Source organism: Burkholderia sp. THE68 (genome assembly GCF_009938265.1).
Classification (GTDB): domain Bacteria; phylum Pseudomonadota; class Gammaproteobacteria; order Burkholderiales; family Burkholderiaceae; genus Caballeronia.
This window is the reverse complement of the sequence record NZ_AP022315.1, coordinates 2,516,272-2,530,365: the sequence shown is the minus strand read 5'-3', so window position 1 is coordinate 2,530,365 and position 14,094 is coordinate 2,516,272. Positions and strand designations below refer to the sequence as shown.

Below are 14,094 nucleotides of genomic sequence, written 5' to 3'. Positions count from 1 at the left end.
GAGAAAGCAATGAAAGCTCTGCTCGATCTATTCAAGCAAGTCCAACAAGAAGAAGTTTTTGATGCGATCAAGATCGGCCTCGCGTCGCCCGACAAGATTCGTTCTTGGTCGTTCGGCGAAGTGAAGAAGCCGGAGACCATCAACTACCGCACGTTCAAGCCGGAGCGGGATGGTCTGTTCTGCGCGAAGATTTTTGGTCCGATCAAGGACTACGAATGTCTTTGCGGCAAGTACAAGCGCCTGAAGCACCGCGGCGTGATCTGCGAGAAGTGCGGCGTCGAAGTGACGCTGGCGAAGGTGCGTCGCGAACGGATGGGCCACATCGAACTGGCCTCGCCGGTCGCGCACATCTGGTTCCTGAAGTCGCTGCCGTCGCGTCTGGGCATGGTGCTGGACATGACGCTGCGCGACATCGAGCGCGTGCTGTACTTCGAAGCATACGTGGTGATCGATCCGGGCATGACGCCGCTGAAAGCGCGGCAGATCATGACGGAAGAGGATTACTACAACAAGGTCGAAGAGTACGGTGACGAATTCCGCGCCGAGATGGGCGCGGAAGGCGTGCGCGAGCTGCTGCGCGCGATCAACATCGACGAACAGGTCGAGATGCTGCGCACCGAACTCAAGAACACGGGTTCGGAAGCGAAGATCAAGAAGTACGCGAAGCGCCTGAAGGTGCTCGAGGCATTCCAGCGTTCGGGCATCAAGCCGGACTGGATGGTGCTCGAAGTGCTGCCGGTGCTGCCGCCGGAACTGCGTCCGCTGGTGCCGCTGGATGGCGGCCGTTTCGCGACGTCGGACCTGAACGACCTGTATCGCCGCGTGATCAACCGTAACAACCGGTTGAAGCGTCTGCTCGAACTGAAGGCGCCTGAAATCATCGTCCGCAACGAAAAGCGGATGCTGCAGGAAGCCGTCGATTCGCTGCTCGACAACGGTCGTCGCGGCAAGGCCATGACGGGCGCGAACAAGCGTCCGCTGAAGTCGCTCGCCGACATGATCAAGGGTAAGGGCGGCCGCTTCCGTCAGAACCTGCTCGGTAAGCGCGTGGACTATTCGGGCCGTTCGGTGATCGTGGTCGGCCCGACGCTCAAGCTGCATCAGTGCGGTCTGCCGAAGCTGATGGCGCTCGAACTGTTCAAGCCTTTCATCTTCAACAAGCTGGAAGTGATGGGCGTCGCGACGACCATCAAGGCCGCGAAGAAGGAAGTCGAGAACCAGACGCCGGTGGTGTGGGACATTCTCGAAGAGGTGATCCGCGAGCATCCGGTTATGCTGAACCGCGCGCCTACGCTTCACCGTCTCGGCATTCAGGCTTTCGAGCCGGTGCTGATCGAAGGCAAGGCGATTCAGCTGCACCCGCTCGTTTGCGCGGCGTTCAACGCCGACTTCGACGGTGACCAGATGGCTGTTCACGTGCCGCTGTCGCTCGAAGCGCAGATGGAAGCGCGCACGCTCATGCTGGCGTCGAACAACGTCCTGTTCCCGGCCAACGGCGATCCGTCGATCGTGCCGTCGCAGGATATCGTGCTGGGCCTGTACTACGCGTCGCGTGAAGCGATCAACGGCAAGGGCGAAGGCATGACGTTCACGGGCGTGTCGGAAGTGATCCGCGCGTACGAGAACAAGGAAGTCGAGTTGGCTTCGCGCGTCAACGTGCGTATCACCGAAATGGTGGCGAACGAAGACACGAGCGAAGGCGCGCCGGCGTTCGTGCCGAAGATCTCGCTGTACGCGACCACGGTCGGCCGTTCGATCCTGTCGGAGATTCTGCCGCCGGGGCTGCCGTTCACGGTGCTGAACAAGCCGCTGAAGAAGAAGGAAATCTCGCGCCTGATCAACACGGCGTTCCGCAAGTGCGGTCTGCGCGAGACGGTGATCTTCGCCGACCAGCTGATGCAGATGGGTTTCCGTCTTGCAACGCGCGCCGGCATCTCGATCTGCGTGGACGACATGCTCGTGCCGCCGCAGAAAGAGACGATCGTCGGCGACGCCGCGAAGAAGGTGAAGGAGTACGACCGTCAGTACATGTCGGGTCTCGTCACCGCGCAGGAACGCTACAACAACGTGGTCGACATCTGGTCGGCGACGTCGGAAAGCGTCGGCAAGGCGATGATGGAACAGCTCGCGACGGAGCCTGTCACCGACCGTGACGGCAACGAGACGAAGCAGGAGTCGTTCAACTCCATCTACATGATGGCCGACTCGGGCGCGCGTGGTTCCGCGGTGCAGATTCGTCAGCTGGCCGGTATGCGCGGCCTGATGGCGAAGCCGGACGGCTCGATCATCGAGACGCCGATTACGGCGAACTTCCGCGAAGGCCTGAACGTGTTGCAGTACTTCATCTCGACCCACGGCGCCCGTAAGGGTCTGGCGGATACGGCGCTGAAGACCGCGAACTCGGGTTACCTGACGCGTCGTCTGGTCGACGTGACGCAGGATCTGGTTGTCGTCGAAGACGATTGCGGTACGTCGAACGGCGTGGCGATGAAAGCGTTGGTGGAAGGCGGTGAAGTCGTCGAAGCGCTGCGCGACCGGATTCTCGGCCGCGTCGCGGTGGCGGACGTCGTCAATCCGGAAACGCAGGAAACGCTGTACGCGTCGGGCGATCTGCTCGATGAAGACGCGGTCGAGGAAATCGAACGCCTCGGCATCGACGAAGTGCGCGTGCGTACGCCGCTCACCTGCGAAACGCGCTATGGCCTGTGCGCCTCGTGCTACGGCCGTGACCTCGGCCGTGGTTCGCGCGTGAACGTCGGCGAAGCGGTGGGTGTGATCGCCGCTCAGTCGATCGGTGAGCCGGGCACGCAGTTGACGATGCGTACGTTCCACATCGGTGGTGCGGCATCGCGTGCGGCGGTTGCTTCGACGGTCGAAGCGAAGAGCAACGGTACGGTGCGCTTCACGGCCACGATGCGTTACGTCACCAACGCGAAGGGCGAGCAGGTCGTCATCTCGCGTTCGGGCGAGGCGATCATCGCGGACGACTTCGGTCGCGAGCGTGAGCGTCACAAGGTTCCGTACGGCGCGACGCTGCTGCAGCTCGACGGCGCGCAGATCAAGGCCGGCGCGCAACTGGCGCAATGGGATCCGCTGACGCGTCCGATCATCACCGAGTGGGGCGGTACGGTGAAGTTCGAAAACGTCGAAGAAGGCGTGACGGTTGCGAAGCAGATCGACGATGTGACGGGGCTTTCCACGCTCGTCGTGATCGACGTGAAGCGTCGCGGCTCGCAAGCTTCGAAGAGCGTGCGTCCGCAGGTGAAACTGCTCGACGCAAACGGCGAGGAAGTGAAGATCCCGAACACCGAGCATTCGGTGCAGATCGGCTTCCAGGTCGGCGCACTGATCACCGTGAAGGACGGTCAGCAAGTGCAGGTCGGTGAAGTGCTGGCGCGTATCCCGGTTGAAGCGCAGAAGACGCGTGACATTACCGGTGGTCTGCCGCGCGTGGCCGAACTGTTCGAAGCGCGCTCGCCGAAGGACGCGGGTATTCTCGCGGAAGTCACGGGCACGACGTCGTTCGGCAAGGACACGAAGGGCAAGCAGCGTCTCGTCATCACGGACCTCGAAGGCAATCAGCACGAGTTCCTGATCGCGAAGGAAAAGCAGGTGCTGGTGCACGATGGTCAGGTCGTCAACAAGGGCGAAATGATCGTCGACGGTCCTGCCGATCCGCACGACATCCTGCGTCTGCAGGGTATCGAGGCGCTGTCGCGCTACATCGTGGACGAAGTGCAGGACGTGTACCGTCTGCAGGGCGTGAAGATCAACGACAAGCACATCGAAGTGATCGTGCGTCAGATGCTGCGTCGTGTGCAGATCGTCGACAACGGCGATACGCGCTTCATCCCGGGCGAGCAAGTCGAGCGTTCGGACATGCTGGACGAGAACGACCGCATGATCGCGGACGACAAGCGCCCGGCGTCGTACGACAACGTGCTGCTCGGTATCACGAAGGCCTCGCTGTCGACCGATTCGTTCATCTCCGCGGCATCGTTCCAGGAAACGACCCGCGTGCTGACCGAAGCGGCGATCATGGGCAAGCGCGACGATCTGCGTGGCCTGAAGGAAAACGTGATCGTCGGCCGTCTGATTCCGGCCGGTACGGGTCTCGCGTTCCACAAGGCGCGCAAGGCGAAGGAATCGTCGGATCGCGAGCGTTTCGACCAGATCGCGGCCGAAGAGGCATTCGACTTTGGCACGCCGGAGGCTCCGGCAACGGAGCAGGCGCCGCATACCAACGAGTAAGCGTTTCTCGCTCGTAGCAGCATCGAACCGCTCAGCTTCGGCTGGGCGGTTTTTTTTCGTCTGGCGAATTTGGCGTCGCAACCTCGGCCGTTTGGCTAACGATGCATTCGAACGCGTCGGGGCGCGTGAATGCGTTGGTAGAATTCGTTATCTCTCATCGTAGTGCGCACTCTTCTTCCATGGCCCGGTCGCTCGAAATACTCAACGAAATCTTCGGCTATCCCGCATTTCGCGGACAACAGGCGGAGATCGTCGAGCATGTCGCGAACGGCGGCGATTCCCTCGTGCTGATGCCCACTGGCGGCGGCAAGTCGCTGTGCTATCAGATTCCGTCGCTCGTGCGCAGCGAGGCCGGGCTTGGCGCCGGCATCGTGGTGTCGCCGCTCATCGCCTTGATGCAGGACCAGGTCGCCGCGCTGACGGAAGTCGGCGTGCGCGCCGCGTATCTGAATTCCACATTGTCGGGGGCCGAGGCTGCGGCCACCGAACGCGCGCTGCGCGAGGGCGATATCGACTTGCTCTACGTCGCGCCGGAACGCCTGATGACGCCGCGCTTTCTCGAACTGCTCGAACGCGCGCGCGTCGGCCTGTTCGCGATCGATGAAGCGCACTGCGTGTCGCAGTGGGGCCACGATTTCCGCCCCGAATATATCCAGCTTTCCGTGCTGCACGAGCGGTTTCCCGATGTGCCGCGCATCGCGCTCACCGCGACCGCCGACGCGATCACGCGCGATGAAATCGTCCACCGGCTCGCGCTGGACGATGCGCGCATTTTCGTTTCCAGCTTCGATCGGCCGAATATTCGTTATCGAATCGTCGAGAAGGACAACGCTCGCTCGCAGCTGCTCGATTTCATCCGCGCCGAGCACACGAACAAGGACGGCACGACCGATGCGGGCGTCGTATATTGCCTGTCGCGGCGAAAGGTCGAGGAGACCGCGGACTGGCTGAAAGGCCAGGGCGTTCGCGCGCTGCCGTACCACGCTGGGATGGAGTTCGAGACGCGGCAGAAGCACCAGGAAATGTTCCAGCGCGAGGAAGGCATCGTCATGTGCGCGACGATCGCGTTCGGCATGGGCATCGATAAACCGGACGTGCGTTTTGTCGCGCATCTGGATTTGCCGAAGAGCGTCGAGGGCTACTATCAGGAAACCGGTCGCGCCGGCCGCGACGGCATGCCGGCGAACGCGTGGATGGCGTACGGATTGGGCGACGTCGTGCAACAGCGCAAGATGATCGACGAGTCCGAAGCCGACGACGCGCACAAGCGCGTTCAGAGCGGGAAGCTCGACGCGCTGCTGGGGTTGTGCGAAGCGGCGTCGTGTCGTCGTGTACGTTTGCTCGCGTACTTCGGCGAGACGAGCAAGCCGTGCGGCAACTGCGATACGTGTCTGGAGCCGCCTGCGTCCTTCGATGCCACGCGCGAGGCTCAGATGGCGCTTTCATGCGTTTATCGCGCGCAGAAGGCGAGCGGCTTTCGTTTCGGCGCGGGGCATCTCATCGATATTCTGCGTGGGACGCGCAGTGAGAAAGTCCTGCAGCGCGGACACGAGAAGATTTCGACCTTCGGCGTCGGCGCGGCGCTCTCCGAGGCAGAGTGGCGTGCCGTGTTCCGGCAACTGGTCGCGTTCGGCTATCTCGCCGTCGATCACGACGGTTTCGGCGCGCTCGTGCTCACCGACGCGAGCAAGCCCGTCCTCAAGGGCGAAGAGAGCGTCACGCTGCGCAAGTATGTCAAGCCGACTCGGGCCCGCCAGTCTTCCAGCCGCACGGGCGAGCGCGCGGATCCGACCGCTGGCATGTCGGCACGCGAGAAGGCTCGTTGGGACCGTCTGCGTACCTGGCGCGCGGAAACCGCAAAGAGCGACGGCGTGCCGGCCTACGTCATCTTTCACGACGCCACGCTTGCCGAAATCGCCCGCAGCGATCCCGATACGGTCGACGATCTGCGCCATATTCCGGGCATCGGCGTGCGCAAACTGGAGCGCTTCGGCGACGAGCTGCTCGATGTCGTCGGCTCCGAATGACGTCCGGGTCCTCGAAAGCCTGTGAAATTGTCGCAACGTATTGACCCGATTGCGATTTTCGGAATATCATGCTTGGTTCTCGTTCTTGGTCCTGCTTAGGATCTGGCTTAGCGCCAGGTACTGAGAGCGGAATTCATTCGACGAGAACGTCAAACGCGCGGTTCTTTTCGCTTTGCCCGAGAGAATTGCGCGGATTTTGTTCATTTTTAGGATTAAACAATGCCAACCATCAATCAACTGGTTCGCAAAGGCCGCACGTCGGAAACGACGAAAAGCAAGTCGCCGGCCCTGCAGGACTGCCCTCAGCGTCGTGGCGTGTGCACCCGCGTGTACACCACGACGCCGAAGAAGCCGAACTCGGCACTCCGTAAAGTTGCCAAGGTTCGTCTGACGAACGGCTTCGAAGTCATTTCGTACATCGGCGGTGAAGGCCACAACCTGCAAGAGCACTCGGTCGTGCTGATTCGCGGCGGCCGTGTGAAGGACTTGCCGGGTGTGCGTTACCACATGGTTCGCGGCTCGCTGGATACCCAGGGCGTCAAGGACCGTAAGCAAGCTCGCTCGAAGTACGGTGCGAAGCGCGCGAAGGCTGGCAAGTAAGTCGCCGGTCGAAAGTAAGGAATCAGGTCGCCGCAAGGCGGTTAAGGCGGTGGTGCCGGAATTGCCGGTGCTGTCGAGTAAGTGGTCACCCGGCCAAGCTGGTTAGTCGAAAAGATGGATCGGGTTTGTTGGTGGCCGCGGAGCTGAGAGCCAGCTCCAACTGAAAAAGTAAAGGAAGAATCATGCCGCGTCGTCGCGAAGTCCCCAAGCGGGAAGTGTTGCCGGATCCGAAGTTCGGTAACGTAGATGTAGCCAAGTTCATGAACGTGCTGATGCTCTCCGGCAAGAAGTCGGTTGCCGAGCGTATCGTGTACGGCGCTTTTGAACAGATCCAGACCAAGGGTGGCAAGGACCCGCTGGAAGTGTTCACGGTTGCGCTCAACAACGTGAAGCCGGTGGTCGAAGTGAAGAGCCGTCGCGTTGGTGGTGCCAACTATCAGGTTCCGGTCGAAGTGCGTCCCTCGCGTCGTATGGCATTGGCGATGCGTTGGTTGCGTGAAGCCGCGAAGAAGCGCAGCGAAAAGTCGATGGCCCTGCGCCTGGCAGGTGAGCTCTCCGAAGCGGCTGAAGGCCGCGGCGGCGCGATGAAGAAGCGCGACGAAGTTCACCGCATGGCAGAGGCCAACAAGGCATTCTCGCACTTCCGTTTCTAAGCTCCCGCTCGTAGAGCAAACGGAAAAATCAGGGCGGGTGCGCTACTCCAGGCGCCTCGCCCGTTTGTGTTAGGGCGCGCTCGCACTCGCTGGCGCGTCGACCGAAAAAGGATCCAAAGTGGCTCGCAAGACACCTATCGAGCGCTACCGCAATATCGGTATCAGCGCTCACATCGACGCCGGCAAAACGACGACGACCGAGCGCATCCTGTTTTACACGGGCGTGAACCACAAGATCGGTGAAGTTCACGACGGCGCAGCAACGATGGACTGGATGGAGCAGGAGCAGGAGCGCGGCATCACCATCACGTCGGCTGCTACCACGGCCTTCTGGAAGGGCATGGGCGGCAACTATCCCGAGCACCGCATCAACATCATCGACACCCCGGGGCACGTCGACTTCACGATCGAAGTGGAGCGCTCGATGCGCGTCCTCGACGGCGCGTGCATGGTCTACTGCGCGGTGGGCGGCGTGCAGCCGCAGTCGGAAACCGTGTGGCGTCAGGCCAACAAGTACAAGGTTCCCCGTCTCGCGTTCGTCAACAAGATGGACCGTACTGGCGCGAACTTCTTCAAGGTCTACGACCAATTGAAGACGCGTCTGAAGGCGAACCCGGTTCCCGTCGTGGTGCCGATCGGCGCTGAAGACACGTTCACGGGCGTGGTCGACCTGATCAAGATGAAGGCGATCATTTGGGACGAAGCGTCGCAAGGCACGAAGTTCGACTACGTCGATATCCCGGCTGAACTCGTCGACACGTGCAACGAGTGGCGCGAGAAGATGATCGAGTCGGCTGCTGAAGCAACCGAAGAGCTGATGGAAAAGTACCTCGGCGGCGAAGAGCTGACCGAAGCGGAAATCGTCAAGGCGATCCGCGACCGGACCATCGCGTGCGAAATTCAGCCGATGCTGTGCGGCACCGCGTTCAAGAACAAGGGCGTGCAGCGCATGCTCGACGCCGTGATCGACTTCCTGCCGTCGCCGATCGACATTCCGCCGGTTACGGGCGAACTCGAAAGCGGCGAGAAGGGCGAGCGTCGTGCATCCGACGACGAGAAGTTCTCGTCGCTGGCGTTCAAGATCATGACGGACCCGTTCGTCGGCCAGTTGATCTTCTTCCGCGTGTACTCGGGCGTCGTGAATTCGGGTGACACCGTGCTGAACGCGACCAAGGACAAGAAGGAACGTCTCGGCCGTATTCTGCAGATGCACGCGAACCAGCGCGAAGAAATCAAGGAAGTGCGCGCGGGCGACATCGCGGCGGCAGTCGGTTTGAAAGAAGCGACCACCGGCGACACGCTGTGCGATCCGCAGCACCCGATCGTGCTCGAACGCATGATTTTCCCGGAGCCGGTGATTTCGCAGGCAGTCGAGCCGAAGACGAAGCCTGACCAGGAAAAGATGGGTCTGGCGCTGAACCGTCTGGCACAGGAAGATCCGTCGTTCCGCGTTCAAACGGACGAAGAGTCGGGCCAAACCATTATTTCGGGCATGGGCGAGCTCCACCTGGAAATTCTGGTTGACCGTATGCGTCGCGAATTCGGCGTGGAAGCGACTGTCGGCAAGCCGCAGGTTGCTTACCGCGAGACGATCCGCAGCAAGGCGGAAGACGTCGACGGCAAGTTCGTCAAGCAGTCGGGTGGTCGCGGCCAGTACGGTCACGCGGTCATCACGCTGGAGCCGAACGAGCAGGGCAAGGGCTACGAGTTCCTGGACGAGATCAAGGGTGGCGTGATTCCGCGCGAATACATCCCGGCCGTGGACAAGGGTATCCAGGAAACGCTGAAGTCGGGCGTGCTGGCGGGCTTCCCGGTGGTCGACGTGAAGGTTCACCTGACGTTCGGTTCGTACCACGACGTGGACTCGAACGAAAACGCGTTCCGCATGGCCGGTTCGATGGCCTTCAAGGAAGCAATGCGCAAGGCAAGCCCGGTCATCCTCGAACCGATGATGGCTGTGGAAGTCGAAACGCCGGAAGACTACATGGGCAACGTGATGGGCGACCTGTCGGGCCGTCGCGGTATCGTCCAGGGCATGGAAGACATGATTGGCGGCGGCAAGATCGTTCGCGCCGAAGTGCCGCTGTCGGAAATGTTCGGCTACTCGACGTCGCTGCGTTCGCTGACGCAAGGCCGTGCCACGTACACGATGGAGTTCAAGCACTACTCCGAAGCTCCGCGTAACGTCGCCGAAGCGATCATCAACGCGAAGGGTAAGTAATACCCGCAAGTCATTCGGCGCAAGCCACAAGCTTTAACCGATAACCAAACTTTGAAAGAAGGTAATCATGGCAAAAGGTAAATTCGAGCGGACCAAGCCGCACGTGAACGTGGGCACGATCGGTCACGTTGACCACGGCAAGACCACGCTGACGGCAGCGATCACGACGGTGCTGACCAAGAAGTTCGGCGGCGAAGCAAAGGCATACGACCAGATCGATGCAGCGCCGGAAGAAAAGGCACGCGGTATCACCATCAACACCGCGCACGTCGAGTACGAAACGGCTAATCGCCACTACGCACACGTCGACTGCCCGGGCCACGCTGACTATGTGAAGAACATGATCACGGGCGCGGCGCAGATGGACGGCGCAATCCTGGTGTGTTCGGCCGCTGACGGCCCGATGCCGCAAACGCGCGAGCACATCCTGCTGGCCCGTCAGGTTGGCGTGCCTTACATCATCGTGTTCCTGAACAAGTGCGACATGGTGGACGACGCCGAGCTGCTCGAGCTCGTCGAAATGGAAGTGCGTGAGCTTCTGTCGAAGTACGACTTCCCGGGCGACGATACCCCGATCATCAAGGGTTCGGCCAAGCTGGCGCTGGAAGGCGACACGGGCGAGCTGGGTGAAGTGGCGATCATGAACCTGGCTGACGCGCTGGACACGTACATCCCGACGCCGGAGCGCGCAGTGGACGGTTCGTTCCTGATGCCGGTGGAAGACGTGTTCTCGATCTCGGGTCGCGGCACGGTGGTGACGGGCCGTATCGAGCGCGGTGTGGTGAAGGTTGGCGAGGAAATCGAAATCGTCGGTATCAAGACGACGGTGAAGACGACCTGCACGGGCGTGGAAATGTTCCGCAAGCTGCTCGACCAAGGTCAGGCGGGCGACAACGTCGGTATCCTGCTGCGCGGCACGAAGCGTGAAGACGTGGAGCGTGGCCAGGTTCTGGCCAAGCCGGGTTCGATCACGCCGCACACGCACTTCACGGCTGAAGTGTACGTGCTGAGCAAGGACGAAGGCGGCCGTCACACGCCGTTCTTCAACAACTACCGTCCGCAGTTCTACTTCCGTACGACCGACGTGACGGGCTCGATCGAGCTGCCGAAGGACAAGGAAATGGTGATGCCGGGCGACAACGTGTCGATCACGGTCAAGCTGATCGCCCCGATCGCCATGGAAGAAGGTCTGCGTTTCGCCATCCGTGAAGGCGGTCGTACCGTCGGCGCTGGTGTCGTGGCGAAGATTATCGAGTAAGATATCGGGCTTGCTCGATTGAAGTTGCAGTAACGCAGTAAAGACCGGGACCGGGTGCTCGCCCTCAGCGAGCACCCGGTCCCACGCTCTTTTGCCAATGTGCGGTGCAATACCGCCTCGCTCTTTTCAAGGAATCGTCATGCAGAACCAGAAAATCCGTATTCGTCTGAAGGCTTTCGACTATCGCCTGATCGATCAATCGGCAGCCGAAATCGTCGATACGGCGAAGCGGACTGGCGCGATCGTCCGTGGCCCGGTGCCGTTGCCGACGCGTATTCAGCGTTTTGACATCCTGCGTTCGCCGCACGTCAACAAGACGTCGCGCGACCAGCTCGAAATCCGCACGCACCAACGCCTGATGGACATCGTCGATCCGACGGACAAGACCGTCGACGCGCTGATGAAGCTCGATCTGCCGGCTGGCGTCGACGTCGAAATCAAGCTGCAGTAAGTCCCGAAAGCTTCCCTGGCGCGTTAGAAGGCGCGTCAGGGGCCGCTAAGTCTTTGATTGCTTGCGGGATTCGAAAAGCCTTGTTATACTTCAAGGCTTTTCGCGCCTATGTGCACGAAAAAGACGCAAGAAAGCCGACCCAGTTTCTCGTAACGAAGCCGGCATTTGTAAATCAGCCCCGACCAATCGCAGTTGGGAATGGAGAAAACGATGAGCCTTGGACTCGTAGGTCGCAAGGTTGGCATGACCCGTATCTTCACGCCTGAAGGGGATTCCATCCCCGTCACCGTGCTGGACGTGTCGGACAACCGCGTGACGCAGATCAAGACCGTTGAAACGGATGGTTATACCGCCGTTCAGGTTGCATTCGGTGCTCGCCGCGCATCGCGCGTGACGAAGCCGCTGGCGGGTCACCTCGCCAAAGCCGGCGTTCAAGCTGGTGAAATCCTCAAGGAATTCCATATCGATACGGCCAAGGCAGGTGAACTGTCGAACGGCGCCGTGATCGGTACGGATATTTTCGAAGTCGGCCAGAAGGTCGATGTGCAAGGCACGTCGATCGGTAAGGGTTATGCCGGCACGATCAAGCGCTACAACTTCGCCTCGGGTCGCGCGACACACGGTAACTCGCGTTCGCACAACGTTCCGGGTTCGATCGGTATGGCGCAGGATCCGGGTCGCGTGTTTCCTGGCAAGCGCATGACGGGTCACCTCGGTGACGAAACCGTTACGGTTCAAAATCTCGAAATCGCCCGCATCGACGCTGAGCGCAGTCTGCTGCTCGTCCGCGGTGCTGTTCCGGGTGCGAAGGGCGGCAAGGTCTTCGTGACCCCGGCCGTCAAGACGCGTGCTGTGAAAGGAGCGAAATAATGGAACTTAAGCTCCTGAATGCCAATGGTCAGGAAGGCGCTGGCGTGAACGCATCGGACGTCGTGTTCGGTCGCGATTACAACGAAGCCCTGATTCACCAGATCGTCGTCGCTTATCAGGCGAACGCACGTAGCGGCAACCGCGCGCAGAAGGATCGCGAGCAGGTCAAGCACACCACCAAGAAGCCGTGGCGTCAGAAGGGTACGGGCCGTGCTCGTGCCGGTATGTCGTCGAGCCCGTTGTGGCGTGGCGGTGGTCGCATCTTCCCGAACTCGCCGGAAGAAAACTTCTCGCACAAGGTCAACAAGAAGATGCATCGCGCAGGTCTCTGCTCGATCTTCTCGCAGCTGGCTCGCGAAGGCCGTATCGCCGTGGTCGAAGACCTCGCGCTCGAAGCCCCGAAGACCAAGCTGTTGGCCGATAAATTCAAGGCGATGGGTCTCGAATCCGTGTTGGTCATCACCGATACGGTCGACGAGAACCTGTACCTCGCGTCGCGCAACCTGGCCCACGTGGCCGTTGTCGAGCCGCGTTACGCCGACCCGCTCTCGCTGATCTACTTCAAGAAGATTCTGATCACGAAGGCTGCGGTCGCTCAGATCGAGGAGTTGCTGTCATGAGCGAAATTCGCAAAAACGATCATCGTTTGATGCAAGTTCTGCTCGCGCCGGTGATCTCCGAAAAGGCGACGCTGGTTGCCGACAAGAACGAGCAAGTCGTGTTCGAAGTCGCACCGGACGCCACGAAGCAGGAAGTAAAGGCTGCTGTCGAGCTGCTGTTCAAGGTCGAAGTCAATTCCGTCAACGTGCTCGTCACGAAGGGCAAAGCCAAGCGCTTTGGCCGCTTCAACGGCAAGCGCAAGGACGTGAAGAAGGCGTACGTCTGCCTGAAGCCCGGCCAGGAAATCAACTTTGAAGCGGAGGCCAAGTAATCATGGCAATCGTGAAAGTTAAGCCGACCTCGCCGGGTCGCCGCGCGATGGTCAAGATCGTCAACAAGGATCTGCATAAGGGCGCGCCGCACGCTGCGCTGCTCGACTCGCAATCCAAGTCGGCGGGCCGTAACAACAACGGCCGTATCACCACGCGTCACCAGGGCGGTGGTCACAAGCAGCACTATCGTATCGTCGATTTCCGTCGCAACAAGGACGGCATTCCGGCAAAGGTCGAGCGTCTCGAGTACGACCCGAACCGTAGCGCGAACATCGCGCTGGTTCTGTACGCAGACGGCGAGCGTCGCTACATCATTGCGCCGAAGGGCGTGACGGTTGGTACGCCGCTGATGTCCGGTTCGGAAGCGCCGATCAAGGCAGGCAACACGCTGCCGATCCGCAACATTCCGGTCGGTACGACGATCCACTGTGTGGAAATGCTGCCGGGCAAGGGCGCGCAGATCGCGCGTTCGGCTGGTACGTCGGCAATGCTGCTGGCTCGTGAAGGCGTCTACGCTCAGGTGCGTCTGCGCTCCGGCGAAATCCGCCGCGTGCACGTTGAGTGCCGCGCGACGATCGGCGAAGTGGGCAACGAAGAGCATAGCCTCCGTCAAATCGGCAAGGCTGGCGCAAACCGCTGGCGCGGTATCCGCCCGACGGTGCGCGGCGTTGCAATGAACCCGGTCGATCACCCGCACGGCGGTGGTGAAGGCAAGACGGCTGCAGGTCGCGATCCGGTGAGCCCGTGGGGCACGCCGACGAAGGGTTATCGTACCCGCAGCACCAAGCGCACGACGAGCATGATCGTCCAGCGCCGTCACAAGCGTTAAGG

General features: G+C 60.9%; 11 protein-coding genes. All 11 read left to right on the top strand.

Annotated elements, in window-relative coordinates:
• Positions 1-9 precede the first annotated feature (9 nt).
• The 11 genes from rpoC to rplB all read left to right on the top strand — a co-directional run bounded on the left by rpoC (position 10) and on the right by rplB (position 14,092).
• Complete coding sequence (gene rpoC, locus BTHE68_RS11995) at positions 10-4,251, top strand: DNA-directed RNA polymerase subunit beta' (protein WP_162066478.1); 4,242 nt, start codon at positions 10-12, stop codon at positions 4,249-4,251.
• Positions 4,252-4,430: 179 nt separating this feature from the next.
• The gene (gene recQ / locus BTHE68_RS11990; RefSeq protein WP_162066477.1) at positions 4,431-6,278 is read left to right on the top strand and encodes a DNA helicase RecQ; all 1,848 of its coding nucleotides are present in this window, start codon (positions 4,431-4,433) and stop codon (positions 6,276-6,278) included.
• Between the two features lie 219 nt (positions 6,279-6,497).
• Positions 6,498-6,878 carry a 30S ribosomal protein S12 gene (gene rpsL / locus BTHE68_RS11985; protein WP_006053290.1) on the top strand — a complete coding sequence of 127 codons (381 nt, stop codon included), beginning with the start codon at positions 6,498-6,500 and terminating at the stop codon, positions 6,876-6,878.
• 182 nt (positions 6,879-7,060) lie between these two features.
• Positions 7,061-7,531 carry a 30S ribosomal protein S7 gene (rpsG, locus tag BTHE68_RS11980; RefSeq protein WP_006053291.1) on the top strand — a complete coding sequence of 157 codons (471 nt, stop codon included), beginning with the start codon at positions 7,061-7,063 and terminating at the stop codon, positions 7,529-7,531.
• A gap of 118 nt (positions 7,532-7,649) precedes the next feature.
• Positions 7,650-9,752, top strand: coding sequence for an elongation factor G (gene fusA, locus BTHE68_RS11975; RefSeq protein ID WP_061179122.1), 2,103 nt, complete (start codon positions 7,650-7,652; stop codon positions 9,750-9,752).
• Positions 9,753-9,819: 67 nt separating this feature from the next.
• A complete protein-coding gene (gene tuf / locus BTHE68_RS11970) occupies positions 9,820-11,010 on the top strand; it encodes an elongation factor Tu (RefSeq protein WP_016346480.1) in 1,191 nt (396 codons plus the stop codon).
• Positions 11,011-11,149: 139 nt separating this feature from the next.
• The gene (rpsJ, locus tag BTHE68_RS11965) at positions 11,150-11,461 is read left to right on the top strand and encodes a 30S ribosomal protein S10 (RefSeq protein WP_006998489.1); all 312 of its coding nucleotides are present in this window, start codon (positions 11,150-11,152) and stop codon (positions 11,459-11,461) included.
• 210 nt (positions 11,462-11,671) lie between these two features.
• Positions 11,672-12,331 (top strand): 50S ribosomal protein L3, encoded by a 660-nt coding sequence (rplC, locus tag BTHE68_RS11960; protein WP_162066476.1) that lies wholly within the window; start codon positions 11,672-11,674, stop codon positions 12,329-12,331.
• The gene (gene rplD / locus BTHE68_RS11955; RefSeq protein WP_035506767.1) at positions 12,331-12,951 is read left to right on the top strand and encodes a 50S ribosomal protein L4; all 621 of its coding nucleotides are present in this window, start codon (positions 12,331-12,333) and stop codon (positions 12,949-12,951) included. The genes rplC and rplD overlap by 1 nt, the downstream gene beginning before the upstream one ends.
• Positions 12,948-13,262: a 50S ribosomal protein L23 gene (gene rplW, locus BTHE68_RS11950; protein ID WP_008343846.1), complete on the top strand. Its 315-nt coding sequence runs from the start codon at positions 12,948-12,950 to the stop codon at positions 13,260-13,262. Before rplD ends, rplW begins: the two co-directional genes overlap by 4 nt.
• A gap of 2 nt (positions 13,263-13,264) precedes the next feature.
• The gene (gene rplB, locus BTHE68_RS11945; RefSeq protein WP_162066475.1) at positions 13,265-14,092 is read left to right on the top strand and encodes a 50S ribosomal protein L2; all 828 of its coding nucleotides are present in this window, start codon (positions 13,265-13,267) and stop codon (positions 14,090-14,092) included.
• The last annotated feature ends 2 nt before the right edge of the window (positions 14,093-14,094 follow it).